The sequence below is a fragment of the Vibrio sp. Vb2880 genome (genome assembly GCF_033337975.1).
Taxonomy (GTDB): domain Bacteria; phylum Pseudomonadota; class Gammaproteobacteria; order Enterobacterales; family Vibrionaceae; genus Vibrio; species Vibrio alginolyticus.
Map to the genome: position 1 here is coordinate 65,462 of NZ_JAWORT010000013.1, position 22,967 is coordinate 88,428.

Consider the following 22,967-nt stretch of genomic DNA (forward strand, 5'->3'; position numbering starts at 1 on the left):
TCTAAATCATCATGCCGCGCATCACTGTGGGACGCTTTCTGCGTTTACCTGACGTACCTTGTAGCTGATTTTGTTGTTGCCGACGGCGCTGGACTTCGTCTATTAGCTCTTGCTCTGCACGTTTCATGGTATCTACTGGCGCTTTTATGCCGCCAAGTAAAACATCCCCCGCGACAGGACCAACACCTAAACCTTCCAATAGCTCGTTAAAAATATCGGTTCTGTCTTCAGCTTTTCTAATGGCAAGCTCAGCGTTCTCAATCGCATCGGTAAACGGTTGCTTCATCTTGATTCCTATCTTAAAGCGGGTCATCTCATCGGTGCTGTCAGTAACAGTCGTGAGTTTTTACTTTTTCAACTTTTTCAAAGGTCTATAATCTGCTAGGCGCAAACAGTACCAGTCGTCTAGCTCATCATGGCTTGCACCGCATGCTTTTAGATAGAACTGTGCTAATCGCTGGCTGCTCATGTTGCTACCACGTAACACATCGACGTTGCCGCGAATGACCCAATCGGAGGGATAAAGTTGAATGGCATGTTCAGCCAAGAGAAATAAGCCGGCAAAGGGGTTACTCAACCCCAATTTTGGACGAACGCGTTTCAGAAGAACGATGATGATTTCACCGTCCTCCACCCGAAAAACGAGCTCTAAGCCTTCAACTTCAATTCGATAACCAAGTTGAATTTCACTTTGTTGCCAAAAGTATGGCGTCACTTCGATCCCCGCTTGCGCCAGCGAGAGTATTAGTTTTGTTTTCATTACATCCCCACCCTTCCAAGTGGCTGAATATTGATTTGCTGGGTTAGTTCTTGAAATGACAAAACGGGCAGATCGTAGTATTCCGATTCAATAAGCTTTCGCACATATCGGCGTACATCCATAGACACAACTAACACAGGTTTGTTCGGCATGCGGCTTAAGTCACCAATGGTCTGTTTCACATCACTGACAAATTGTTGCGTTACTGACGGGTCTAACGCCAAGTAACTCCCTGCTGAGGTTTGACGAATACCGCTGCGTATTGTGTCTTCGAGATTTTGATCCAATAAGTAAGCGGGCAACATGTTTTGTCCGCTCGCGTATTTGTAGCAAATGTAACGTTTTAAGCTGGAACGAATGTACTCCGTCAGCTGTACAACATCTTTCTCTTTTTGGCCCCACTCAACCATCGCTTCCAAGATCACGCGAAGGTTTCGGATAGAAATGTCTTCAGAAACCAAGCGTTGCAAGATTTCCGTCATTTTTTGCAACGGAACAATACGCTGGGCCTCTTTGACTAGCTCCGAATAACTGCCTTCCATCTGCTCCAACAGATAACGCGTCTCCTGAATACCAATAAAGTCTTGTGCGTACTCCTTGAGAACATGAGACAAGTGGTACGTTAAAATCCTGTCGGGTGTGAGAAAACCGACATGACTGGCTACGAGTTTTTGCTCATAACTCTGTGCCACCCAAATGCTAGAAATACCGGGTAGAAAATCTTCATCTTGCTCATAAGGCACGCCTAATAAGTCGATCTGCTCATTCCCTTCTGTCACCAAGAGTTGGTCTTTTACAATTCGTCCTCGTGCAACCGGAACTTCTTGTAACTGAATTAAATATTCGCCATTTTGCATCCCCTCGTTAAAACGCAGGTGGATACCCGGGAAAGGCACGCCGAGGTCGAGATATAGTGCGCGCCTCACCCTTGCTAGCTCTTCATTTAATGCGACCGCTTCCAAGCTTTCCTGAAGGCTCGCGTCAAGATCAATCAACAGCGGGACCGTCATGGCGAACTCTTCTTGCTCACCTAACTTACCTTTACTGTTTCTAGAAGGCGTAGGTTTGCTTGGCTTCGCTGCTGGCGAACCGGCCCCTTGCGAAACAAAGCTTGATAAGTCGGTGCTATCTGATTCCGCTTGTTTTTTCTGTTGATAGAAAAGGAAGAAACCACCACCACCAACCACGGCGGCCAAGACCAGAAAAGTGATTTTTGGAAACCCAGGGATGAGTGCGAACAGCACCAAAAGCACACCACCAATAAGAAGTGCTCGTGGCTGAGCAATCACCTGCCCACCAATATCCGATCCAAGATCAGAAGAGTCTTCATGAGAAACACGCGTCACGATAATACCGGCGGTAATCGCGATAAAGAGTGCCGGGATCTGCGATACCAAACCATCACCAACGGTCAAAATCGCAAACAATTCAAGTGCTTCAGAAGCACTCATGCCTTTTTGCGTTACCCCGATCGTGACGCCACCTAAGATGTTGACCACAATGATGACCAGACCCGCAATGGAGTCGCCTTTAACGAACTTCATCGCGCCATCCATCGAGCCATACATTTGGCTTTCTTTTTCAATCAGTGATCGTCGGTGCCTAGCTTCGTGTACGTCAATTACTCCGGCACGCATGTCACCGTCAATACTCATCTGCTTACCAGGCATCGCATCGAGTGAGAATCGCGCACTAACTTCTGCTACCCTTTCTGAGCCTTTAGTGATCACCATAAACTGAACAATGGTAATGATCAGAAACACAACGATACCGACCACTAAGTTACCGCCCACAACGAAGTTACCGAATGTATAAACGATTTGACCAGCATCGCCTTGTAGCAAGATCAAGCGGGTTGTCGTGATAGATAAAGACAGACGAAACAATGTCGTGATCAATAGCACCGCAGGAAATGCAGAGAACTCAAGTGGCGTGGTGATGTAAATCGCTAACATAAGCAGCACCACCGCAATGCTCATGTTGGTGCCAATCAGCACATCCACCAGTGCGGTAGGAAGTGGCAATATCATCATAAAGACGATCGCGAGTAACATCACCGCAAGCATGATGTCTTTGCGTTGCCCTACTTTGTTTAGAATATCGATCAACTTATTCATGTGATTCACTATTTAAAGATTGCAGATAGCGTCGGTGCGCTTGACGGGCACCATCGACGTCATTTTGTTTCCAACGCGCTTGGCTTAAACAAAACCAGAGTCCTGCCGAGTCAGGATGAAGGTCAGATTTTAATAAGTGCTCACACACCTCAATCGCCCGGGGATATCGACCACTTTGTAAACACGCCACAGCAAGTGTTTGCATCGCCTCTTTGTGCTGCGGCTCTATTTCTAGAACCGCATCGAGAATAGAAATGGCATGCTCTGGCTTTTGGTATTGAACTTGTAGCGCAGCGTGAACAAGTAAGAGTTCAATGTCTTTGGATCTCAACATGTTGGTTAGACCTGAATAAGGAGATTGAGCGCCATAGTGAGGTAACGCTGATCTAGTTGCGTACTTTGTAGCGTTTCGGATGCTTTGATAAAAGAAGCGGAGCCTGAATCCTGTGCAAGAACTTGCAGCTGAGCTAACGTTTCATCAAATTGTTGACGGTATTTTTCTGGACGCAACAACTCTGAGTGCAGCAGCTTGGGCTTAGTTAACGCGATGAGATATTGGTCTGAAGGCCGGAGGTCATAGAGCTTCTCTAAATGTGTAGCGACCGCCTGCCCATCCGGAAGTAATTGAAACCGTTCAGGGAAATCGGCCTTAACCTCACTATGAGTAACATGCGTGAAGGCTTCGATGCCTACGTTTAAAGTGCTGACTCGAGTCATGAGCCTGCCACATCGTTATGTAGACGAGCCAAAAGCGTAAACGCTTGCTCTAAGGTCGGAAGTGTTACTTCTTCTCCTTTTAGCCTTGCTGAAAAAACCAGAGTTTGCTCATCTAACAAGCCGGTTTTAATTTCGAAAGGCCAGCCTTGATCGGCATGACACAAACACAGTGCACTTTGAATCATGTCACTGATTTGATGCCAAGATAACGCTCGAGACAACATCAAGAATAACTGCTCACCCTGTCGCTCAATATGCAGCGTACCACTTTGCTCAAAATCCAGCTGCACCCGTCCAGCTGATGAGAAATCGACGGCATCGAGCCCCATTCCTCGGCAAAATTCATCGACGGATGCATCAATCCAACTCATCTTCCCACGCTTCCTCTTCTTCTATATCAATGGCTTCGTCTAGCGCCTTTTGTACCGCTTGGATTAAATTCTGTCGTTGTTCTTCATCGGCGAATACGTCAATTGGGATTGCGCGAACTAACTTATGGAACTCTCGAAAAAAATCGATTTTTTGTTCTACCGCCGTCAATTCCATTGCGTTGGCGACTTTCCATATCTCATCACTGCTTACCCATCGCTGCTCTACCAACGCAATCACATCAGCCATCAAATTAGAAACTTGATAAGCCATAATTCGTCCTTTCCGGTTTAAACATTTGGAACAGCTGACTCACACGATCTTGCAACGTATTTAGAGTTTTGAGTTTTTGCATATCGGACATCAACCACTGCAACTTAACCGAATCGATACTGCTACCTTGAACACTAAGATCTGCACTCATGCCTTGCAGCATAAAGTCAACAGCGGTCGATACCTCCTGCTCACCAAAGCGCGCCACTACATCTTGATAAGCCGCGCCGAGCCCTTGATAACTATGAACGGTATCGCGGTAGAAGCCGCGCAGCTGATGCAAAGAGCTAAACTCTTGCTCTTGGCTGTATTCATCAGCAAAATTTGAGACACGGATTTCCGTATCAATTTGAGACCATGTATCTGGGTTTTGCTCGATTCTTAGAAGTGCTTGGTCAATCAGCGCTAGTAGGTGTTTACTTTCTGGACTCGCACTCAAAAACTTTTTAACGGCTTTTAGGGCGAGGTATTGATGGCTTTTCTCCTCGGAAAACCCATTCAAGTAGGCTTGTAATTGAGCGATGGTCGAGATATTCCCTCCCGCCATTTTTGTAGCCAAATCTTTGATCTTTTGGTTCTTTTCAAGATCAGGGACTTTTCGCAGATAGTCCGAAACGAGTTCGTGCGCTTCATTAACTCGAACACCACTGTCTTTCACTTTGCGCTTGGTCAGATCTTTCTCTGCTTTTTCGGAACCGAGTGAAGTGAGTTCTTCCATCGCATCAAAAAGTGATTGTGTGGCATTGTGAACACGGACGGTTTCACCGCGATAATTGCCTTTTTGTGAAACGTCGGGACGAGACGATTCCAACCCGTTTTGGATAGACGCATCAAACTTTGGATTTGTTGCGATATGATTGTTGATAATACTCATTCACTTGCACTCCTTCCGCACAATACAGGCGAATTATAGGAAGTGCGCTTTGTTGAAGCTGTCAAAATCAGACGTGTTTTTTTAGTGCGCTTTCAGTTTTCTAAAAACTCCCGACTGATATTCACTATAAATTGATTCTTATACTTTCTATCCTCTCAGCATCAATCATTGCGCATATTTTTACCTTGAACGATTTCTCATACATCACTGATATCCAACAATCTGCGATTAAACACACGCGTTTGATCCAAATTCGCGGGCGCGTGACACAAGTCACCGGCACCATTATCAAAGCTGTCGTCCCTGGCGTTCGTGTAGGTGAACTGTGTGAGTTGCGTAATCCCGATCAAACTCTGTCTTTGTTAGCGGAAGTGGTTGGCTTCCAGCAGCATCACGCTCTGCTCACCCCGTTAGGAAATATGTTTGGGATTTCCTCAAATACAGAAGTAAGCCCAATGGGTAAAATGCACGAAGTGGGTGTTGGCGACCACCTGTTAGGTACAACGCTTGACGGGCTTGGACGTCCTTTCGATGGTACGCAAAGTCAGGAACCAAGCGCTTGGTATCCTGTTTATCGCGATGCGCCACCACCAATGCAACGTAAACTGATTGAAAAGCCAATCTCTCTTGGCGTTCGATCCATTGATGGGCTACTGACCTGTGGTGAAGGTCAGCGCATGGGTATTTTTGCAGCAGCTGGCGGGGGTAAAAGTACCCTACTGGCAAAACTGATTCGCTCCGCAGAAGTTGACGTGACCGTTCTCGCCTTAATTGGTGAACGCGGACGCGAAGTACGCGAGTTTATTGAGCATGACCTAGGCGAAGAAGGAATGGCCAAATCGGTTTTAGTGGTCGCTACCTCTGATCGCCCAGCAATGGAGCGCGCCAAAGCCGCTTTTGTTGCCACTTCTATCGCAGAATATTTTCGTGACCAAGGTAAACGCGTGCTACTGCTGATGGATTCTGTAACGCGTTTCGCCCGCGCACAGAGGGAGATTGGACTAGCCGCAGGCGAGCCACCAACACGACGTGGCTATCCGCCTTCCGTTTTTGCCGCTTTGCCAAAGCTGATGGAACGAGCTGGACAATCAGACAAAGGATCAATTACAGCACTGTACACCGTGTTGGTGGAAGGTGACGACATGACAGAGCCTGTCGCGGATGAAACTCGCTCAATTCTAGACGGGCACATCATTCTCTCGCGTAAACTTGCGGCAATGAACCATTACCCTGCGATTGATGTACTTCGGTCAGCAAGCCGAGTGATGAATCAAATCGTTGAATCCGATCATCAGGCGTCTGCTGCTCATATTCGCGAAATGTTAGCTAAGTATGAAGAAGTTGAACTGCTAATCAAAATTGGCGAATACCAACATGGCGCAGATAGCCGAGCGGATATGGCCATTGCACAAAGTGATGATATAAACGCCTTTTTACGCCAAGGCACGCATGAACCAAGCGATCTTGATGGCGCTATCGCTCAACTTAAAGGGATGGCGAAACAATGATAGAACGCTTATTAGAAATCAAAAAAATTCGCGCTGACCGTGCGGATAAAGCCGTCAAGCGTCAAGAATACCGAGTGTCAAACGCCGCAGCACAGGTTCAAAAGGCCGAACGTTCTGTCGCGGACTATCACGTTTGGCGCCAGGAAGAAGAAGAGCGACGTTTTGCTAAAGCAAAACAACAAACGCTCGTTCTTAAAGAGCTGGAAACATTAAGACAAGAAATCGCGTTGTTAAGAGAGAGAGAAGCCGAACTTAAACAACGTGTGGCCGAGTCAAAAAAAGCGCTTGAAATCGAACGCTCGGCACTTAAAGAAAAGCAAAAAGAGGCGCGACAAGCCCATAAAACCAAAGAAAAATTCGTTCAGTTGCAGCAACAAGAAGTCGCGGAAAAATCGCGAGAAAGGCAATACCAAGAAGAACTCGAACAGGAAGAGTTTCGCACTGTCGACATTATCTAAAGGTTCACTATGCGCATTACCCCAACAACTGAAACATCGAATACGCTGCACAAATCAACGCCGGAACAAGTGCCTCTCGAGAAGGAGGCCGAGCTTCAATCACAATTCGAGCATGCAATGACGAAGAAGCCTAGCAAGGGAAAGGAGTCTATCGTTGCGAATCCCCAAAAAAATCATACTGGCGAAGAAGACATACCGCTAAGGCATAAGACATCTCAAGGTCTAGATAAGAAACCTAACTCATCGAACCAAGAAGCCAACGCTGACAAAAACACCTCCACTTTAAAAGGTAAAAGTGACGTCGTCACTAAGAGAGATATAGAGAAACCGCAAGACGACGCAGCAAATAGCGAAGAAATAATTAGCGAAAACAATAAATTGCTTAAAAATGATGGAAAAAGCGATGGCGACACAGTTCTAAGCTCCCCTTCTACCGAGCGTGTTGATCCTCACTTTCAAGCTCAAGCTCATTTGAAAGATGATAAACCGACGCCGATGGATAAACATACCTCGCCGGATTGTCTCTCTACGCTTGAATCTGGCTTGCTTCCCCAAAGTGCGACAGAGACAGAGCTCGCTCAATATGGGATTAACATTGTTGGCTTAACGAAAAAGCAAACTGAAAAAACGCACAATAAGCGTGCAACTCCGTCGCTACAGAATACAGGCAAACGACCAGACCAAACTGGTGGCCTGCCTGAAACCAAGCCTCTTGAAAAAATCGTGACGAAAAGCGCACTAGTCGCCGTTAAAACGGATGAAGAAAAAGTGCCTTCTCAACCCTTTGCAAGTGCGGTAACACAAGGCGATGTCATCCTAAAAAGTGTTGCTTCGCAGGCTCAACCAAGCCCAACGCGAGACGTAAACCAATTACTCCAGCAATTGGTGGACAAAATCTATGTTGCTCTGCCAACCGCATCGGACAACAAAGAGGTTCGGCTGTTTCTAAGTGAAGGGCAATTAAAAGGTGGTGAAATCCACATAAAGTTGGACGCTCAAGGGTATAGCGTGACGATTCGACAAGAGCATGCCCTTTCCATTATTAGCCAGCAAGCTAGACAAGATCTTGCTGAACGGCTAAACCGATTCGGCGGTGAGCAGCCACTTCGCTTAGCGATCAGCGAACAAACTCAACAGCTCGATCAACAACAACATGAACAACAACACTCACGCCAACAACGCAGCGTGTATGAAGAATGGCAAGCGGAGAATGACCTATGACGCCGTTAATAATCCCCAAAGTGGATGCAGAAAGTATCGCGCTCAGCAATCAACTTTGTGCAAAACAGTGCCACTTCCAAGGGACTGATGGTCAGAGCGTATCGATTACTGTTGCTCAAATCCCTTCATTTGAAGGGTTCCGTTTAACCACGTTGATTGGAGGGCAAACCCTACAAGTAGACTTTTCTCGTGCGCAGCTCCAACATTGGCTGAAATCGACCTTAAATGCTACTGCGTTTGAGTCCCTGCCTAACTCCCTCCAGTTAGCACTTTTGAGCTCACAGATAGAACCGCATAGTGAGGCAATCAAAGCGCTATTTGGTCAGTTACCCATTCTTAGTCAACTACAGCCGTTAGAGGCGAGCCAGGCCCAAGAGCATACTTTAATGTTAACCCTCAATAAGCCTAACGGCTCTCTTTGTTTGTGGGTTAGCGAAGGATCAGACGTGTTGTTGGATGCGCTACCAAACAGCGCTGCTCTACAAGCTCGACACCTCGCTTTACCTGTGTGGTTAAGTCTTGGAAGGACCCATTTGACGTTAAGCGAATTTAATTCGCTCGAGCTGGGAGATGTCATCTTTTTTGACGATGGTTACATCGCCAAGCAACAAGCCATTTTTCAAGTATCTAACCAGAATCTCTGGCGCTGCCAACTGGATGACCAAACTCTTCACATTATGGAAAAAGAAACCAATATGAATGACGTAAACACTTCAGAAATGTTAACCGACCACCAGCAACTGCCTGTGGAACTCACGTTTGATATCGGCCATCAAACCATCACGCTAGAGCAGCTTAACCAGCTTCAGCCAGGGTACGTATTCGAGCTAAACCAGCCTGTATCTAAGCCGGTAACATTGCGTGCCAACGGCAAAATCATTGGTGAGTGTGAACTGGTTAATGTTAACGAACATTTAGGCGTGCGCGTACTGGAGCTGTTCGGTGGCACGCAGGAGCCAGCATGATCCAGTTACCCGACGAGCTCAATCTCATTGTCAGCTTAGCACTGCTGGCACTGATCCCATTTATCGCCATGATGGCGACGTCGTTTGTGAAACTCGCCGTTGTATTCTCACTGTTGCGTAACGCTCTCGGTGTACAGCAAATTCCGCCGAATATGGCGCTTTACGGATTGGCTATTATTTTGTCAATTTTCATCATGGCTCCCGTCGGGTTTGAAACCTACGACTACGTAAAGCAGCATGATATCTCCCTTGAAGATTCTGCAAGTGTAGAAGGCCTCATTGAAAGCGGTTTACAGCCTTATCGAGAATTTTTGAAAAAGCATATTCGGGAAACCGAAGCCATATTCTTCACTGATGCCGCACGCACATTGTGGCCACAGAAGTACGTAGACCGTTTAGAGTCGGACAGCTTATTGCTCTTACTGCCCGCATTTACCGTCAGCGAGCTTACTCGCGCTTTTGAAATTGGCTTTCTGTTGTACTTACCGTTCATCGCTATTGACCTAATTGTGTCGAATATCCTACTCGCGATGGGGATGATGATGGTATCGCCAATGACGATTTCCCTCCCCTTCAAATTGTTGCTTTTTGTCTTGCTTGATGGCTGGACAAAGCTCACCCACGGCTTAGTGTTGAGTTACGGTTAATCACGGAGAAAGTATGCATTCTGCTGAAATCATTCATTTCACGACTCAAGCATTAACCCTAGTGTTGTACTTGTCATTACCGCCGATTTTAGTCGCAGCATTGGTTGGTACATTGGTGTCGCTTATTCAGGCGTTAACTCAGGTCCAAGAACAAACGTTAGGCTTTGTGGTCAAGCTTATCGCGGTCATTATTACGCTGTTCGTCACAACGCAATGGCTAGGGGCAGAGCTCCACGCCTTCGCCTCGCTTGCCATGGATAAAATTCCTCAAATACGATGAGTTATCACGACTTACACCAGGCTTTATTTTTGTACAGCCTGACGTTACCTCGGTTAATGGCATGCTTCATCTTTTTGCCTATTTTGAGCAAGCAAATGCTAGGCGGCACCATGGTGAGAAATGGTGTGCTTTGCTCACTCGCGCTGTTTATATTTCCGATGATTAATCAGCAAAGCTTGCCCGCAGAAACCGACGGCATTTGGCTGATAGTGATTTTGGGTAAGGAGGTATTAATTGGGCTATTGATCGGGTTTGTTGCTGCTATCCCCTTTTGGGCGATAGAAGCGGCCGGTTTTCTGGTCGACAACCAACGTGGTGCTGCCATGGCAAGTATGTTTAATCCAACGCTAGGCTCACAATCCACACCAACAGCGGTATTGCTGACCCAAACGTTGATTACCCTGTTCTTCTCTGGCGGGGGCTTTGTCACTTTTATCTATGCGTTATTCAAAAGCTATACATCTTGGCCGATCTTGGACTTTTTCCCAACCGTTAGCGACGCATGGGTGAGCTTCTTCTACGCGCAATTTGAACAGCTTATGTGGCTTGGTGTGTTGATGTCCGCTCCACTAGTGTTGGCAATGTTTCTTGCTGAATTTGGTCTGGCGCTTATCAGTCGTTTTGCACCGCAATTGAATGTTTTTTTCCTTGCCATGCCAATAAAAAGTGCCATCGCGAGTGTTTTACTGATCGTGTATCTCGGAATAATGATGGATCACTTTGAAGTACAGTTTTACGGCATTACCCGATTCGCAGAACAACTCAATACCATTTGGCAATAACGCTTAGGATTCTTTATGAGTGCAGAAAAAACAGAGCAACCCACCGCAAAAAAGTTACGCGATGCTCGACAGAAAGGTCAGGTTGCCAAAAGCCAAGAAATCGTATCGTCTGCATTAATTTTGGCGCTCATAATTGTACTGTTTGCGTTCGCCGATTATTACATGTCGCACATCTCAGCGCTTATTCTACTACCAAGTAAGCTTGCTTATCAGGGCTTCCAAGATGCGCTAGTCGATGTCGCTATTGCCATCGCAAAAGAAATTGCCTATCTACTCGCTCCGATTATTCTGGTTGCTGCACTCGTCGCCATCTTTTCCAATATGGGGCAGTTCGGCTTCCTATTTAGTGGTGAATCCGTTAAACCCGACATCAAAAAGATCAATCCCGTCGAAGGGGCCAAACGCATTTTTTCCCTCAAGAGTGTGATTGAGTTTATCAAGTCGATCCTTAAAGTCTCTCTTCTTTCCTGCATTATCTGGGTGACATTACGCGGTAACATCAACGCTTTAATGCAAATTCCAACTTGTGGGCTAGAATGTGTCCCGACCATTACTGGCGTCATGATTAAACAATTAATGATTATCTCTTCGGTAGGCTTCATCGTCATCGCTGCAGCAGATTTTGCGTACCAGAAGTTTGATCACACGAAAAAGCTCAAAATGAGCAAGGACGAAGTGAAGCGCGAATACAAAGAGATGGAAGGCAGTCCAGAAATAAAAAGCAAACGTCGTCAGTTGCACCAAGAGCTACAAGCCTCCAATCAACGCGAAAACGTTAAACGTTCTAATGTATTAGTTACAAACCCAACACATATCGCGGTTGGCCTTTATTACAAGAAAGGCGAAACGCCCCTGCCCGTCATCACTTTGATGGAAACCGATGCGGTAGCCAAACGTATGGTCGCAATCGCTAAAGAAGAAGGCGTTCCTGTGATGCAAAAAGTCCCTCTTGCTCGTGCACTATACGCCGACGGCAACGTCGACCAGTACATCCCAAGCGATCTTATTGAAGCAACTGCGGAAGTGCTTCGTTGGTTGGCCTCGTTAGAGTCCGAGGCGGACTGACAAACCACATCCCATTCAAGATCTGGGCTTACAACTGCCCAGCTTTCAACCTCGATACTTTCAACGCTATAATGCGGCATCCTTTAACTGTATGTTGTTTTTATGAAATCTAGCTTAAGCATTCGCTCCTACACGAAACGTATGAGCCGACATACTCATAGTGATTATCATCAACTCGTGCTTCCTCTCCAGGGCAACATACAGATTGATATGGATAGTTATGTCGGAAAGGTGGCGGTTGGCGACTGCATAGTCATCCCCAAAAGTTGTGCTCACGGTTTTAATGCCGAAGAGTCATCACGCTTTATTGTTGCGGATATGACCACTTTGCCCACTCATTTGATGGATAGTAGTGTGGCTGTGTTTTCGATTAGCCCGCCTCTACTGAGCTTTATCCAGTTTGTCGAAAAGCAACTTGAGTATCAGGTTAATGATGAAATTGAAAACTCAATGGTTGCAACCTTCTATCTGTTGCTGGAGCAGCAAAAGCGGTCTCGCTCCGTGGATTCGCGTATTCGAGATGTACAGGTTGTGATCGCCGAGCAGCTTGATCAGCCACTCACCATTGCCTCATTAGCGAATGCCGCTTGCTTGAGTCCGACGCAGTTTAAAAAGCTTTTTAAAGAGCAGCTAAAAGTGAGCGTCCATAAGTACATTACACTACAACGTATGGAAAAAGCCAAAGCACTACTGACTCATACAGACCTTCCAGTTCAGTTGATAGCTGAACGAGTTGGCTATAGTGACCTTTCCGCGTTTAGTCGACGGTTTTCAATGCATTTTGGTATGTCTCCTAGAGAGTTTTCCCGATAGTCACTAAAATAGTCTTCTGGAACAAGTATTCCGTCTTTTCAGCACAAAAATCTCTATCGCTTTCTTTTATTCTTTCTACCCTAAAACAGCCATTCACTAGGTAGAAATTACAGTGTTAAAAAAACATTTCACCGACTATCAATTAGGAACTTTATCCATACTTTTTGCTTCAACCCTGTGGGGAACGACGGGCACCGCTGCCAGCTTGGCACCGGATGTCAGTGCTCTCGCCATTGGCGCATTTTCTATGGGTATTGGTGGATTTATGCAAGCATGTCTGTCTGCGAAGTCACTGAAGAGAGATTTTCGAAAAGTCGTACATAAGAAGAAAACGTTACTGGTTAGTATTATCGCCTTAGCCACCTACCCACTGGCTTTTTATTCATCAATGCGATTCGCCGGTGTGGCTATTGGTACGGTTGTTTCTATCTCCACTGCACCTTTCTTTTCTGCTTTGTTAGAGTGTCTCTTTAGCCGAAATCAGACCATAACCAAGCGCTGGATGATGAGTTTCGCAATCGGGGTCATTGGCATTACCTTGTTGCTGGCTTCTGAGTCATCCGCAAATAGCTTATTTGATCAGGATATGAAGCATTGGGGTGTATTACTTGGCCTATTGGCAGGTCTGACGTACGCCATTTACTCATGGGGAGTAAAGGCTATGATTGACCACGGCATTGAATCGCAAACGGCCATGGGAAGTGTTTTTGGTATTGGTGGAGTTTTGCTTCTACCAACACTTTTCATCACGGGCGATAATCTATTTGCATCATCAACTAATACGATGGTCATGCTCTACATGGCCTTGATTCCAATGGGGTTAGGTTACGTCGCTTTTGGGTTTGGGCTACGGTTTGTTACAGCCAGTGGAGCTAGCATACTCACGCTATTTGAACCTGTTATCGCAGCAGCACTAGCAGTTGCGATTGTTGGGGAAGAAATTTCTTTCATTGGTTGGGTTGGTATAGCGTTGACACTTGTGTGTTTGTTTCTTCAGTCGAAAAGTTAAATTCAATGGCGATGAGCCAGCCCCAAAAAGGAACGCTGACGGTAGATAAAGTAAGGAGCGGCACCTACTCCCTACTTTACCATTTGAAATTACACCCAGCCTTCTGCCAAGTACATCAATCGCAATTGACTTGGTGAGCCTAATTTTTCTAGCGCATCTAACTGGACGTCACTCAGGTTTGGGCATTTATCAAGATAAACTCGTCCGTTTGCTGCATCTAGGGGGAGCTTGTAGGTGAGCTTTTCGTTTATTTTACTTGCTTCCCCTTTGTCAATCGCTCGAACAGCTGGCATGAGCCAATCCCAATCTTCTCCTAACAGTTTTTTAAACGCCCCGTTAGCAATAGACTCGGTTTTACTTGGTGCATCCTCTGGGCTTAGCTTCAAGATAGAGTCTACGTCAGGAACCAAGTGCTCACTTGGCTCTGAACCCAACATCTTTTTCAGTGTTAATCGAGCGGCTTCCATCTCTTGTGCTTCTTTAGGCGCTTGAGGAGAAGTCATTGCAGTATCCTCCTTAGGGCCAAGGTACGCCATTAATGCGCGGACAGAAGCCGGATCTTGCATACTGAAGGTAAAGTCTCCTTTTGCATTGGAAACTTCAAGTCTAGGTAAAACACCAGACATTTCGCCTTGCATAAGTTGCTCTTTTACTTCCGTATTTAACCCGTATGCCCCAGCTTGGTTCGCCACAAAGCCACCGCCGCTCATGATAGCAGTCGTTGCCGCAGAACCGATTGCCTCTTTTGCTATCGGTGTGACGCCCACCGTTGCTACAGAGCTAACACCGAACGTGCCCAGGCTCCCCGTCGCCATACCTAACGTAGCTCCAATGCCACCTTCAGCCGACAGTATCGCATGACCTTGAGCCAAGGTTTGCTGCATCGGCATAGAAAGACGTTGATCTCGCCCTGGCAGCTGTGAAATTTGTTCTAACTGATGATGGTAAGCCTCAGCATCACCATTTACGGCCGCTTTGTGCAGCTCTCGACCTGTAGAAATCAATAAGCCAACGCCAGGTAATGCCAAGTTAATAACGGCGTTCACACCAGAACCTTTTAGCTTTTCTTTGCCCATCTGTAACAGTTCAGCAGCGAAGCCATCCATTTTTCCCGGATACTGGGCTTCTAAACTCACCTGCATACGCGGATCTTTGCTGATCGCATCAAACGTATTTTTAAGCTGCTGGTACGTATCGCTGCTCACTTTTATTTCATCCAATAGGCTGACAACTTCTAAGATTTTACGCTCAGTAAGTGGCTCACCGCGATAGCCTGAAGGACTCACTAGGGAGTAAGCCAACAGCGCAACCTCAGGTTTTTCTTGCTTAAGTAGCGCCTGCTTTAAATCAAGGTGAGTTTTGATGTTTTCTTGGAAAAACTTAGTGTATTTGCTTCTCAATACGCCTTCGTGAATAGAAGCAAACTTATGACCTTTGTGGAATGTGGAAGGTTCTTTTACTTCACCTCTTTTACTGATCACTCGGTCATCTTTTTGCGCAGCAACTGCACGAAACTGTTCTAGATCAGGTACTGGGCTTTGGCTGATTTTTTGTGTTGTATTAACCATTTTTCTCTCCTACACACGAAGTGATTGAACATGAGCTTGTTCATGATTAGAGGTGGTTGGAATCGCTTGATCCAACATTGCGAAACGCGCTTGCCACAGCTCGGCCTGTTCAATAACTTCGTGAAACCAAGCGGTAAGGTTCGTCGTATTTAGATGCTCAACGGGTTTACGTCCTGCTAAGACAAGCTGTCGACCGTTTGGAGCCAAAGCAAGTGCGAGGCTGCCACTACCAATTCCTTGATAGTTAGCATGAGCAAGAAGCTCTAAACCTTTTAGTCGTTGTTCACCGGATTTTTCTAACCCTCCGAACGTTACAGACAACATCAAATCATCCGTATCTGTCGCGATGAAATACAACATGTAGCGATCATCGACCAGTAGCTGACAACGTTCATTTTCTTCAAAATTCAGTTCGGGCAACTCATTGAGTTGGCAAAACTCCAAGAGCAGTTGTTGAATCGTGTTCATAACTTTTTCCTTTTGTTTCAATAACTCTATTGAACAACGATTGCAGATTGAACGATGTCGGTAATGGCTTTATTTTTGTCACTTTTTCGCCTGCATTGTGAGGTTTTCCGCAGAAATCTCGCTCTAAAAACGAGTTTCCAGAGTAATAAAAAAGAGCAGCTCAGGGCTGCTCTTTCAATAAAGGTTAGGTGCTTAGCATGGTGTATTTGCTCACTTCTTTTGCAGAGTGACTAACCCAGTTTATGGCTATCAAAAATGACTTCTGTTGGCGGGAACATATTCGAAACAGGTGGTCGTTGTGCATCTCCAAACATTGGTGCACCGAATGCAGATGTCGCCCACGGGTCAACAATTTTCACATCCTTACTCCACGTTGATGGATCTTTTATGTCGCTCCCCTCTTGTCGACCAACCAGTACATAAAGGTGTGTACCTGAATGACCCTTTTTAAACGCAACCACTTCTACTTTGGGTTCACTTTCAGGTGTTCCTGACATGCCTTTAATCATCTCAGCGGCGGCAGCAAAGGCAAATGTAGTACAGCAGCCGGCTTTCGCGGTTTGTACTGCCTTAGCAATGTTCTGTAGAGTGCTTAATTGCGGTGCGGTTCCTCTTTGTGCTGCAGCTTGAACTCCGTTTGCGGACATCGTCGCTCTGTGATCTTGCATGATTCGCGCTTGATCCGCGTGAAGCTCTTTTAGTCGTGGCTTTCCTTTTGTTTCATAAAACTGTGACCCCTTAACACCGAACGTATTTAAGTCCGTACAGGCAAAATCACCAAGCTTTTGAAGGTTGGCTTTATGTTCGTTGATAAGCGCGACACTCGATGAGGCTTTATTGGTTTTGGAAGAAGAGGCTGCCGTTTGTGCAGTGGGCCAATTTGAGCTAGGACCAGACGACAATCTCTCAAGATTTTTCAGGCTCCCAAGCGTTAACTTGTTTTCACCGTTCAACAGATTTTTCAGCATGAGCTTCGCAACATCTTTAGGAATACCTTGCTTAGTAAGCAGGTTCACTACAATATCTTTCGCTTTATTCTGGTGGCTAATACGCGCGCTGATACTTTTATTTTTTGGTGCGCCCTCTTTAACAAAAATATCTTTACCGTTGTGTGCTCGAACCTCTTTGTCGTCAGCTTGATTTTGTGTCGCCAAATGTGACGTTAACTGACTCAACGAGTGCATTTTCGATGTATTAATATTGACCATGTGTGATGCCTTAAACTTGAATAAATGCGTGTACGTCTGTTTGGCTAAAATCTACAACCGTGTTGTTTTGAAATAACTGTCCCCAAGTATCAACTAATTCGTTCAACTGAATGATTAAGTTAGCAATGTTGGTGAGTTCACTTCCAGTCGCGATAGCAACTTGAAGAACAACGTCTTTGCGTGTTGGATTCACACAAAACTGCACACCACCTGTTTCTCGATACAAAAAGTTGTATTCAAGTAAAACTTGAAGTTTATCTAGCGTAATATCATCTTGTTCTATAAGCAGGTTTTTGGAAATCAATAACTCGCCTTTTTCCTCTACGAGCAGAACATCGACACTGTTGTTTTCAGCAAAATGCAGTGACCACATTTGATCGTCATACGCTGTCACGCGCTCAAGGTTCAGCACTTCTCCTAGCTCAGAGAGAAGCATATTAATCTTTCCCGTATCCATGTTGTGTCCTGTCTAATTTATTATAACTAAGTGACATCGATATATTTATTGCAGCGAAGCCACTTGGGTATAACGGCTCATTTAAATAAGCGAATAAGGATAAAAGAGATTTTATGGCGAGATAGAAACCGACACTTTATTTCAACGTCTCATTTTTATTGCTATTAGCCGTTTTATTGAGAAGAAAAATTAAGGTTAAGCTGGAAAATAAAAGAGCGGCAATCGCCGCTCCAAAAATTAAATAGAAGTAAAAAATCACTTAATACCGTGAAGGCTATTTTCTGCATCCATAGCTAAAGGATTGAACGAGTCGTTACGAAGTTCTGCTATCGCGTATAGCATGCGACCCATGCGACCATTTCCATCGGTAAAGCCATGGTACCCGATAACTCCGGCGAACAAATGCTTACCTAAGTCTTTATCTTCTACAGGGTTCTCTTTCAAAAAGCCTTCAATGTGCTGCTTTAACATGCCCTCACCGCCAATACTTGAAGGCAAAGTGCCACCCGAAATATTTGGCCCTCGGTAATCACGCTCAACATTAGGCACCAATCGAGCGTGTAGCTCTTTTAGGTTTTCCATATTCAATAAATCTTTACCATTAGACGCGTACTCTTTAAGTAAAGACGTAATATTTTCGGCATTGTTTCCTTTAGAGTTAGAAGCATTAATGATCCACGCCGCAGCTCTTTCAACATTATTGGTTACGCCACTTTTGTTAAACGCATCCTCTGCCAGTCCTTCAGCGTATACACCTTGGCTTAGATCGGTGCTTGCTAGACCTTCGATATGACGTTGCGCCGATTTAAGATGCATCACCTCCATATCAAACACCGCTTGCATTTGATTAATGCTACCTGCCGGGTTTTTCTGCGCTGCAGATACACCACCGCCGTAGTCTTTTACTACACGTCCAGCAAGCGACTTCGCTGCACTTTCGCCAATCAGTGATGTGAGGTTTTTACCAGAATCGGTTTCTAACATTGCCTCTGTCATCGCTCGCTCTGCTAACTGGTTTAGCTCAGCAGAGTTCGACTGAACTGATTTACTGTCTAACTTCGCAAAGGCATTTAAGACATCTGATGCGGTTTTTATGCTTCCATCTTTGAAGAACATTTGTCCATGCTCAACAGAAGAAGCAGCTTGTAAACGCTGAGCTTGTCCTTGCTCATTATCAAACACGGCTTTTGTAAGGGCTTTCGCTACCGATTGTGGGCTACCTTCGCGAAACAGTTTTCCTGTCGCTTCAAAAAATCGCGCTACCGCACCATTCGTAGGATTGGTACGAGTAAATTCTTGGGTCGCTGCGTTGATTTGGTATTCTTTGCCACCAATACTCAGCTTACCTTCGTTAAGTATCTCGTTACGAGCTTGCGGCATGGCGGCCTGTAACGCGCTAACACTTCCAAAACTGATCATGTTTTAAACCCTTAATGTGGAAAAATGAGTGGTATTCGTTTCCGGTACTTCGGTTGTTTTGTTGGTTACTTCTTGTGTATTCGCACTTTTTAACCACTCGATGAAATTCGCAAATGACTCATCGAAAAAAGATGCAGTTAGCAGTTGCTGAGGCAGGTGTATGAAACCGATGTATCCGGTCTCTTCCTCCCAGCATACCGCTGGAGAACCTTGCGTTAAGGCATCTTTCATATGTTGATGCAAAATATCAGCACTCGGCTTATCGCCTGAAATCAGCCCGATAAGCGTCACACGATCTTCTTGTGCACGAATTGTGATTGCTGTGTTTTGCTCAACGAGTAGATGGCAACAATCATCCTCATCAAAAACCAACGGCTCCAATTGGCAGCGGCTGGCAAAATCTGTCAGTAAAGAAGTTATAAATCCATTAGCCATTCGACTAAATAATCCTATTTTTGTTGTTTTAGATGCGCTGCTTAGTTGCAACACTTATCAACTAAGCAGCTTTCTTAGGTGTATTCTTAAGGATTTATGGCAGTGAATATTTTAGAAATGGTCGGATTTTTTTTGTTTAAAGGCATTAAAATGAAAAAACTCAGCAAGTGCTGAGTTTTTGAGGTTCATTCATGAATCGTAATTTTACGCTCGCTGAGCTGCTTCACCATGGCTTGCTTTAATGCATGCAGCTGTCCATCAATACTAGCGTCGATGATCCCAACTTCTGTTTCCAAAATGCAGCCTCCATTTTTCAAGCGCGCATCTGCTACCACGTCAACGTAACCGACTTCAGGGAAATCACTTAATACACCAGCCACCTTTTCTCTCACCTCAACAACCTGCTCTGGGTGGACATGTAAAATGACCTGCTTTTGGTTACTCACCAGTTGCAACGCTTCTCGAACTACACTCACCGTGGTATCGACATCATCGAAGGTATCGATGATCTTACGTACTGCTTCTAACACCACACCTGTCATTTTTTCTTCGACTTGCTGATAGTAGTCATTACAACGTGCTAAGGTTTCAACCATCGTTTGCGCATTTTCAATCTTGGCTTGTGCAAGGCCATCTTGATAACCACGTTGTTTTTCGGTTTCGTAGGCTTGCTGGGCATTAGCAATGATGCTTTCAGCTTTGGAGTTCGCGGCTTCAACTAAGTGTTGCGAATCCAGATAACTGGCATAATCTTTCGCTTTCAGCACCTTTAAGCCAGGTGCCAGCTGCAAATTGTCTGTTTTTATTTCAACAAATGAAACCATTGAGGAATAACCTGTTTTGCGATTTTTTTTGTGAGTCGATACGCCAGATCTCGTTGATCCGCTTCCAACCAGTTAGCTGTTTCCGCGTTTTCGCTAAGTTGCTTTTCTAATTTGAATTGCCAACGAAGAACAACATCTTCCGGTGAGTTAATCAAAATAAACCTCATCCAAAAATATCCCAGCGCCCTCATGCTTGCTTCAACAGACCTTTCATCCAGTAGTTCTGGTAACGAACGCTGCCAGCCTTGCGGCCAGCTGGATAACAGCATAGGCCCGTTTTGAATTAGGAACCGAGCGCCTTCCAAACCAAATACGTTGTTCAGAACCTGTTTAGGATGTTTTAAAACAACGCCTCGCATTGCCACACAATGTAAAGCTCCGCCCACCATCAATACGAGTTGGTTCAACGCATCCGCTGGGAGCAACGCCAAGCTATGGCAAGGTTTGTTAAAAGCCGTCTCAGGAACGGGAGATAACGCCCACTCATTTATGCACCATTGGTTAAACATGGGGTTATCTCTCCAGCCTTCGATATTTAGTAACCAAGGCTGCTTTTGCTCTATCCAACTTCTATGGATGTACTGGCAAGGCGCATAGTTAAACTGGTGTTGTACCTGCGCGAGTGGTGTTTCTGGTTTAACCACGCTTCGTGTTCCTACGACACCATGTAAAAGTAGCGATATTCGAGCCGATGAGTGCCGCTACCAAGAACACCAAAATGGCGATAAGATTATTCGCCGTCTCTTTGGTGACCTGAACCGACAAAATGCTTTTAAATTGATTGTTTTGAGTAGCAACTCGAACCTCTGATGAGGGTACCATCACTACGCTGATTCGATCGTAGTTCAGCCCCTCAATGCTATTGTTCACTAATAATTTGATCTGCGGAACATATGAATCAAGCGCAATATCTGCTGCGTGTTTAATAAATACGGAGGCAGAAGCTGGAGTTGGGCGCTCTCCTGGACGCAGATCTTGATCTTCCAAAACAACATGAACACGTGCCACTAGCACGCCATCAATCTGAGATAAGGTTGAGGAGAGCTCCTGAGATTTCGCGTATACCAAACGTGCTCGTTCTGCTAATGGTGACGAGATCAAATCGTCTTTGGGAAACACTTCTTTCAGTGTGGAAAACTGCTCTCTTGGATAACCTTTTCGCTTTAGCGCGTCTACCGCGAAGGCGATTTGAGAACTGTCTACCATTAACTTGACGGTGTTGTCTTTGTCAGGCTCTTTTGTTGCAACGACACCTTCGGATAGTAAGATCGACAACATCTCATTACCCTCTTTCTGAGTAACGTTGGTGTATAACTCGGTCTGACAACCTACCAGAAACAACGTGAGCATGATGAAAACTGCTCTCATTTTATTCATCATCACTATTGTGCCTTCAATAAGGTTTCTACGTTTTGTGTGGTTTTACCCACGGTTTTCGCGATCAGCTCTTCTTGAAAAGTAATGCGTGTCAGCGCCCACTGCATTTGCAGTAATTGCGCCGGATCATCACCCACCATCTTCATGTTGTCTTGCAGGTTACTTTTCGCGTTATCGATAGTGTTTTTCAACTCGCTGATGTTTTCTAGCAAACCTCCCTCCAGGCCATTACTTGCCTCGGGAACCGACATGGCTTGCTCAAAACGTTCGCTTAAACCGTCTTCGACTTGCGCATCCTGTAACTTATCAATGTTGGTTTGCATCACCTCGGTGTACTGCGTGTTTATCATATGTACTCCTAAGATAAATCTAACTTGTGACTGTGAGTCATGATGTTTTTCACCATCGCATTTTTTTGGATCATGAAGCTAAGTTCATCACGAACCATGTCCAGTGTTGATGCCATATCAGGTAACGACTTCAACTCTGCCCAGCAATGCCATAAGGCTTGTTCTTTCTGGGCACCCAGTGGAAAATGCTGCGCTAGCATTGCTTTTAGTGCTGTTTTATCAGCAGGTGGTTCGGCAATAAGCTGTCCCGAAAAACTCCCTAGTAACTCCTGCTTCAACACCTTTAACAAATCAGATTGTGGCTGTTCGTTGCCTTTTGCACTCTTCGCCTCATGAAAGGCGTACCACATTGCCTCTCGTTTAACTTGAGGGTCGGAAAACGCTTCATTTAACGACGATAAGACACTTTGTTTACTGACAACCTCTGCGTCTTTTAATGATTCATACCACGCTTTGATCTCCGCCAGTTTCGCTTCTGTTTTCTCTAGCGTCTCTTTTGGAGAAACATGTGAAACTTGCTCTTGCTTGTCACTTCGCTCCATGAGTGCTTTCATCTTGTCTTCATCGCTCCGCTCATAATGGCGCGACTCCGACTGGCGCAAAGATTGGTGTTGAAGACCTAGGTTACTCGAATCAATGATCATCCAAGATTCCTAATCTCCTGAGAAAAGCTCGCAGCAAATGCTTGGCTTTCTTCGCTTCCTTGTGACGCAAGTTCTACCCAGCTTTCCGCTTTGCTCAGTAAACCGGCTTTGGCAGAAGCAAGAGCCGCTAAGCTGATCAGATCTGGATAGGCGTTACAAAGTGGTTCGAGTAATTGATGAGCCTCTTCATACAAGCCTTTATTCATGAGGCTCATTGCACGAATCATCGCAACGGTCTCTTCAGAACCTGAGCTTGCTTCAAGGCCGTCTGCAATCGTGTTGGCTTCTTGATGACGATGCATACCTGTTGCCATCAGCGCGATTTCAGCCAGCAGTTGGCGCGTTTCTCGTTCCATGCT

30 protein-coding genes are annotated in these 22,967 nt (G+C 45.4%); 10 read left to right on the forward strand and 20 right to left on the reverse strand.

The window, feature by feature from the left end; all coding sequences use genetic code 11:
• Window position 1 precedes the first annotated feature (1 nt).
• The 8 genes from R7M92_RS15095 to sctW are packed head-to-tail and all read right to left on the reverse strand — an operon-like array spanning window position 2 to window position 5,110.
• The gene (locus tag R7M92_RS15095) at window positions 2-286 is read right to left on the reverse strand and encodes an LcrG family type III secretion system chaperone (RefSeq protein WP_005395092.1); all 285 of its coding nucleotides are present in this window, start codon (window positions 284-286) and stop codon (window positions 2-4) included.
• Window positions 287-346: 60 nt separating this feature from the next.
• Window positions 347-760: an LcrR family type III secretion system chaperone gene (locus R7M92_RS15100; RefSeq protein WP_053304394.1), complete on the reverse strand. Its 414-nt coding sequence runs from the start codon at window positions 758-760 to the stop codon at window positions 347-349.
• On the reverse strand, window positions 760-2,886 hold the full coding sequence (gene vcrD / locus R7M92_RS15105; RefSeq protein ID WP_086013006.1) for a SctV family type III secretion system export apparatus subunit VcrD: 2,127 nt from the start codon (window positions 2,884-2,886) through the stop codon (window positions 760-762). The genes R7M92_RS15100 and vcrD overlap by 1 nt, the downstream gene beginning before the upstream one ends.
• Entirely contained in the window at window positions 2,870-3,211 is a 342-nt protein-coding gene (gene vscY / locus R7M92_RS15110) for a type III secretion system chaperone VscY (RefSeq protein WP_213871875.1), read from the reverse strand. The genes vcrD and vscY overlap by 17 nt, the downstream gene beginning before the upstream one ends.
• Before the next feature lie 5 nt (window positions 3,212-3,216).
• The gene (vscX, locus tag R7M92_RS15115; RefSeq protein WP_005377246.1) at window positions 3,217-3,594 is read right to left on the reverse strand and encodes a type III secretion system protein VscX; all 378 of its coding nucleotides are present in this window, start codon (window positions 3,592-3,594) and stop codon (window positions 3,217-3,219) included.
• Window positions 3,591-3,965: a type III secretion chaperone SycN gene (gene sycN / locus R7M92_RS15120; RefSeq protein WP_017634544.1), complete on the reverse strand. Its 375-nt coding sequence runs from the start codon at window positions 3,963-3,965 to the stop codon at window positions 3,591-3,593. The genes vscX and sycN overlap by 4 nt, the downstream gene beginning before the upstream one ends.
• The gene (locus R7M92_RS15125; RefSeq protein ID WP_005377239.1) at window positions 3,952-4,236 is read right to left on the reverse strand and encodes a TyeA family type III secretion system gatekeeper subunit; all 285 of its coding nucleotides are present in this window, start codon (window positions 4,234-4,236) and stop codon (window positions 3,952-3,954) included. Before R7M92_RS15125 ends, sycN begins: the two co-directional genes overlap by 14 nt.
• On the reverse strand, window positions 4,217-5,110 hold the full coding sequence (sctW, locus tag R7M92_RS15130; protein WP_017821331.1) for a type III secretion system gatekeeper subunit SctW: 894 nt from the start codon (window positions 5,108-5,110) through the stop codon (window positions 4,217-4,219). Before sctW ends, R7M92_RS15125 begins: the two co-directional genes overlap by 20 nt.
• Before the next feature lie 185 nt (window positions 5,111-5,295).
• Between sctW and vscN the strand changes: the two genes are divergently transcribed.
• The 10 genes from vscN to R7M92_RS15180 all read left to right on the forward strand — a co-directional run bounded on the left by vscN (window position 5,296) and on the right by R7M92_RS15180 (window position 13,858).
• Window positions 5,296-6,618, forward strand: coding sequence for a SctN family type III secretion system ATPase VscN (vscN, locus tag R7M92_RS15135; protein ID WP_213894451.1), 1,323 nt, complete (start codon window positions 5,296-5,298; stop codon window positions 6,616-6,618).
• Window positions 6,615-7,076: a type III secretion protein gene (locus tag R7M92_RS15140; RefSeq protein ID WP_005377236.1), complete on the forward strand. Its 462-nt coding sequence runs from the start codon at window positions 6,615-6,617 to the stop codon at window positions 7,074-7,076. Before vscN ends, R7M92_RS15140 begins: the two co-directional genes overlap by 4 nt.
• A gap of 9 nt (window positions 7,077-7,085) precedes the next feature.
• Window positions 7,086-8,297 carry a type III secretion system needle length determinant gene (locus R7M92_RS15145; RefSeq protein ID WP_213874506.1) on the forward strand — a complete coding sequence of 404 codons (1,212 nt, stop codon included), beginning with the start codon at window positions 7,086-7,088 and terminating at the stop codon, window positions 8,295-8,297.
• The gene (vscQ, locus tag R7M92_RS15150) at window positions 8,294-9,262 is read left to right on the forward strand and encodes a SctQ family type III secretion system cytoplasmic ring protein VscQ (RefSeq protein ID WP_017634547.1); all 969 of its coding nucleotides are present in this window, start codon (window positions 8,294-8,296) and stop codon (window positions 9,260-9,262) included. Before R7M92_RS15145 ends, vscQ begins: the two co-directional genes overlap by 4 nt.
• Window positions 9,259-9,909 carry a SctR family type III secretion system export apparatus subunit VscR gene (gene vscR / locus R7M92_RS15155; RefSeq protein WP_005377232.1) on the forward strand — a complete coding sequence of 217 codons (651 nt, stop codon included), beginning with the start codon at window positions 9,259-9,261 and terminating at the stop codon, window positions 9,907-9,909. The genes vscQ and vscR overlap by 4 nt, the downstream gene beginning before the upstream one ends.
• 13 nt (window positions 9,910-9,922) lie before the next feature.
• Window positions 9,923-10,189 (forward strand): SctS family type III secretion system export apparatus subunit VscS, encoded by a 267-nt coding sequence (vscS, locus tag R7M92_RS15160; RefSeq protein WP_005377227.1) that lies wholly within the window; start codon window positions 9,923-9,925, stop codon window positions 10,187-10,189.
• Complete coding sequence (gene sctT / locus R7M92_RS15165) at window positions 10,186-10,971, forward strand: type III secretion system export apparatus subunit SctT (RefSeq protein ID WP_318133751.1); 786 nt, start codon at window positions 10,186-10,188, stop codon at window positions 10,969-10,971. Before vscS ends, sctT begins: the two co-directional genes overlap by 4 nt.
• A 15-nt stretch (window positions 10,972-10,986) precedes the next feature.
• Window positions 10,987-12,036 carry a SctU family type III secretion system export apparatus subunit VscU gene (gene vscU, locus R7M92_RS15170; RefSeq protein ID WP_005387129.1) on the forward strand — a complete coding sequence of 350 codons (1,050 nt, stop codon included), beginning with the start codon at window positions 10,987-10,989 and terminating at the stop codon, window positions 12,034-12,036.
• A gap of 102 nt (window positions 12,037-12,138) precedes the next feature.
• Window positions 12,139-12,849 carry a helix-turn-helix domain-containing protein gene (locus R7M92_RS15175; RefSeq protein WP_054575033.1) on the forward strand — a complete coding sequence of 237 codons (711 nt, stop codon included), beginning with the start codon at window positions 12,139-12,141 and terminating at the stop codon, window positions 12,847-12,849.
• Window positions 12,850-12,955: 106 nt separating this feature from the next.
• Window positions 12,956-13,858, forward strand: a complete 903-nt coding sequence (locus R7M92_RS15180) for a DMT family transporter (RefSeq protein WP_411974283.1) — start codon at window positions 12,956-12,958, stop codon at window positions 13,856-13,858.
• Window positions 13,859-13,947: 89 nt separating this feature from the next.
• Here the strand turns inward: R7M92_RS15180 and R7M92_RS15185 are convergent, their stop codons facing one another.
• The 12 genes from R7M92_RS15185 to R7M92_RS15240 form a co-directional block, all read right to left on the reverse strand.
• Window positions 13,948-15,426 (reverse strand): hypothetical protein, encoded by a 1,479-nt coding sequence (locus R7M92_RS15185; protein WP_053304391.1) that lies wholly within the window; start codon window positions 15,424-15,426, stop codon window positions 13,948-13,950.
• 9 nt (window positions 15,427-15,435) lie between these two features.
• On the reverse strand, window positions 15,436-15,894 hold the full coding sequence (locus tag R7M92_RS15190) for a CesT family type III secretion system chaperone (protein WP_005387141.1): 459 nt from the start codon (window positions 15,892-15,894) through the stop codon (window positions 15,436-15,438).
• Between the two features lie 230 nt (window positions 15,895-16,124).
• On the reverse strand, window positions 16,125-17,102 hold the full coding sequence (vopR, locus tag R7M92_RS15195) for a type III secretion system effector VopR (protein ID WP_318133756.1): 978 nt from the start codon (window positions 17,100-17,102) through the stop codon (window positions 16,125-16,127).
• 10 nt (window positions 17,103-17,112) lie between these two features.
• A complete protein-coding gene (locus R7M92_RS15200) occupies window positions 17,113-17,559 on the reverse strand; it encodes a type III secretion system chaperone (RefSeq protein WP_025768119.1) in 447 nt (148 codons plus the stop codon).
• A 255-nt stretch (window positions 17,560-17,814) separates the two neighbouring features.
• Window positions 17,815-18,978 carry a VopS family T3SS effector adenosine monophosphate-protein transferase gene (locus R7M92_RS15205; protein WP_318133758.1) on the reverse strand — a complete coding sequence of 388 codons (1,164 nt, stop codon included), beginning with the start codon at window positions 18,976-18,978 and terminating at the stop codon, window positions 17,815-17,817.
• A gap of 3 nt (window positions 18,979-18,981) precedes the next feature.
• The gene (locus R7M92_RS15210; RefSeq protein ID WP_042523798.1) at window positions 18,982-19,413 is read right to left on the reverse strand and encodes a type III secretion system chaperone; all 432 of its coding nucleotides are present in this window, start codon (window positions 19,411-19,413) and stop codon (window positions 18,982-18,984) included.
• Between the two features lie 185 nt (window positions 19,414-19,598).
• A complete protein-coding gene (locus tag R7M92_RS15215) occupies window positions 19,599-20,237 on the reverse strand; it encodes an HrpE/YscL family type III secretion apparatus protein (protein ID WP_005387146.1) in 639 nt (212 codons plus the stop codon).
• Window positions 20,216-20,881: a SctK family type III secretion system sorting platform protein VscK gene (gene vscK, locus R7M92_RS15220; protein WP_137282060.1), complete on the reverse strand. Its 666-nt coding sequence runs from the start codon at window positions 20,879-20,881 to the stop codon at window positions 20,216-20,218. Before vscK ends, R7M92_RS15215 begins: the two co-directional genes overlap by 22 nt.
• Window positions 20,874-21,620, reverse strand: coding sequence for a type III secretion system inner membrane ring lipoprotein SctJ (sctJ, locus tag R7M92_RS15225; RefSeq protein WP_086012989.1), 747 nt, complete (start codon window positions 21,618-21,620; stop codon window positions 20,874-20,876). The genes vscK and sctJ overlap by 8 nt, the downstream gene beginning before the upstream one ends.
• Entirely contained in the window at window positions 21,620-21,964 is a 345-nt protein-coding gene (sctI, locus tag R7M92_RS15230) for a type III secretion system inner rod subunit SctI (RefSeq protein WP_005387149.1), read from the reverse strand. Before sctI ends, sctJ begins: the two co-directional genes overlap by 1 nt.
• A gap of 8 nt (window positions 21,965-21,972) precedes the next feature.
• A complete protein-coding gene (locus R7M92_RS15235; protein ID WP_054575039.1) occupies window positions 21,973-22,608 on the reverse strand; it encodes a YopR family T3SS polymerization control protein in 636 nt (211 codons plus the stop codon).
• Window positions 22,605-22,964: a YscG family type III secretion system chaperone gene (locus R7M92_RS15240; RefSeq protein WP_017634556.1), complete on the reverse strand. Its 360-nt coding sequence runs from the start codon at window positions 22,962-22,964 to the stop codon at window positions 22,605-22,607. Before R7M92_RS15240 ends, R7M92_RS15235 begins: the two co-directional genes overlap by 4 nt.
• Window positions 22,965-22,967: the final 3 nt, after the last annotated feature.

What these genes read in the sequence shown, in the direction of transcription:
- R7M92_RS15145 (WP_213874506.1), top strand. Translation starts at nt 7,086, where the DNA reads ATGCGCATTACCCCAACAACTGAAACATCGAATACGCTGCACAAATCA.
- vopR (WP_318133756.1), bottom strand. Translation starts at nt 17,102, where the DNA reads ATGGTCAATATTAATACATCGAAAATGCACTCGTTGAGTCAGTTAACG.
- sycN (WP_017634544.1), bottom strand. Translation starts at nt 3,965, where the DNA reads ATGAGTTGGATTGATGCATCCGTCGATGAATTTTGCCGAGGAATGGGG.
- sctT (WP_318133751.1), top strand. Translation starts at nt 10,186, where the DNA reads ATGAGTTATCACGACTTACACCAGGCTTTATTTTTGTACAGCCTGACG.
- vscU (WP_005387129.1), top strand. Translation starts at nt 10,987, where the DNA reads ATGAGTGCAGAAAAAACAGAGCAACCCACCGCAAAAAAGTTACGCGAT.
- R7M92_RS15215 (WP_005387146.1), bottom strand. Translation starts at nt 20,237, where the DNA reads ATGGTTTCATTTGTTGAAATAAAAACAGACAATTTGCAGCTGGCACCT.
- R7M92_RS15210 (WP_042523798.1), bottom strand. Translation starts at nt 19,413, where the DNA reads ATGGCTAATGGATTTATAACTTCTTTACTGACAGATTTTGCCAGCCGC.
- sctI (WP_005387149.1), bottom strand. Translation starts at nt 21,964, where the DNA reads ATGATAAACACGCAGTACACCGAGGTGATGCAAACCAACATTGATAAG.
- R7M92_RS15140 (WP_005377236.1), top strand. Translation starts at nt 6,615, where the DNA reads ATGATAGAACGCTTATTAGAAATCAAAAAAATTCGCGCTGACCGTGCG.
- vscS (WP_005377227.1), top strand. Translation starts at nt 9,923, where the DNA reads ATGCATTCTGCTGAAATCATTCATTTCACGACTCAAGCATTAACCCTA.
- vscR (WP_005377232.1), top strand. Translation starts at nt 9,259, where the DNA reads ATGATCCAGTTACCCGACGAGCTCAATCTCATTGTCAGCTTAGCACTG.
- R7M92_RS15125 (WP_005377239.1), bottom strand. Translation starts at nt 4,236, where the DNA reads ATGGCTTATCAAGTTTCTAATTTGATGGCTGATGTGATTGCGTTGGTA.
- R7M92_RS15175 (WP_054575033.1), top strand. Translation starts at nt 12,139, where the DNA reads ATGAAATCTAGCTTAAGCATTCGCTCCTACACGAAACGTATGAGCCGA.
- R7M92_RS15205 (WP_318133758.1), bottom strand. Translation starts at nt 18,978, where the DNA reads ATGATCAGTTTTGGAAGTGTTAGCGCGTTACAGGCCGCCATGCCGCAA.
- R7M92_RS15185 (WP_053304391.1), bottom strand. Translation starts at nt 15,426, where the DNA reads ATGGTTAATACAACACAAAAAATCAGCCAAAGCCCAGTACCTGATCTA.
- vscX (WP_005377246.1), bottom strand. Translation starts at nt 3,594, where the DNA reads ATGACTCGAGTCAGCACTTTAAACGTAGGCATCGAAGCCTTCACGCAT.
- R7M92_RS15240 (WP_017634556.1), bottom strand. Translation starts at nt 22,964, where the DNA reads ATGGAACGAGAAACGCGCCAACTGCTGGCTGAAATCGCGCTGATGGCA.
- R7M92_RS15200 (WP_025768119.1), bottom strand. Translation starts at nt 17,559, where the DNA reads ATGGATACGGGAAAGATTAATATGCTTCTCTCTGAGCTAGGAGAAGTG.
- R7M92_RS15190 (WP_005387141.1), bottom strand. Translation starts at nt 15,894, where the DNA reads ATGAACACGATTCAACAACTGCTCTTGGAGTTTTGCCAACTCAATGAG.
- vscY (WP_213871875.1), bottom strand. Translation starts at nt 3,211, where the DNA reads ATGTTGAGATCCAAAGACATTGAACTCTTACTTGTTCACGCTGCGCTA.
- R7M92_RS15095 (WP_005395092.1), bottom strand. Translation starts at nt 286, where the DNA reads ATGAAGCAACCGTTTACCGATGCGATTGAGAACGCTGAGCTTGCCATT.
- sctW (WP_017821331.1), bottom strand. Translation starts at nt 5,110, where the DNA reads ATGAGTATTATCAACAATCATATCGCAACAAATCCAAAGTTTGATGCG.
- R7M92_RS15235 (WP_054575039.1), bottom strand. Translation starts at nt 22,608, where the DNA reads ATGATCATTGATTCGAGTAACCTAGGTCTTCAACACCAATCTTTGCGC.
- vscQ (WP_017634547.1), top strand. Translation starts at nt 8,294, where the DNA reads ATGACGCCGTTAATAATCCCCAAAGTGGATGCAGAAAGTATCGCGCTC.
- R7M92_RS15100 (WP_053304394.1), bottom strand. Translation starts at nt 760, where the DNA reads ATGAAAACAAAACTAATACTCTCGCTGGCGCAAGCGGGGATCGAAGTG.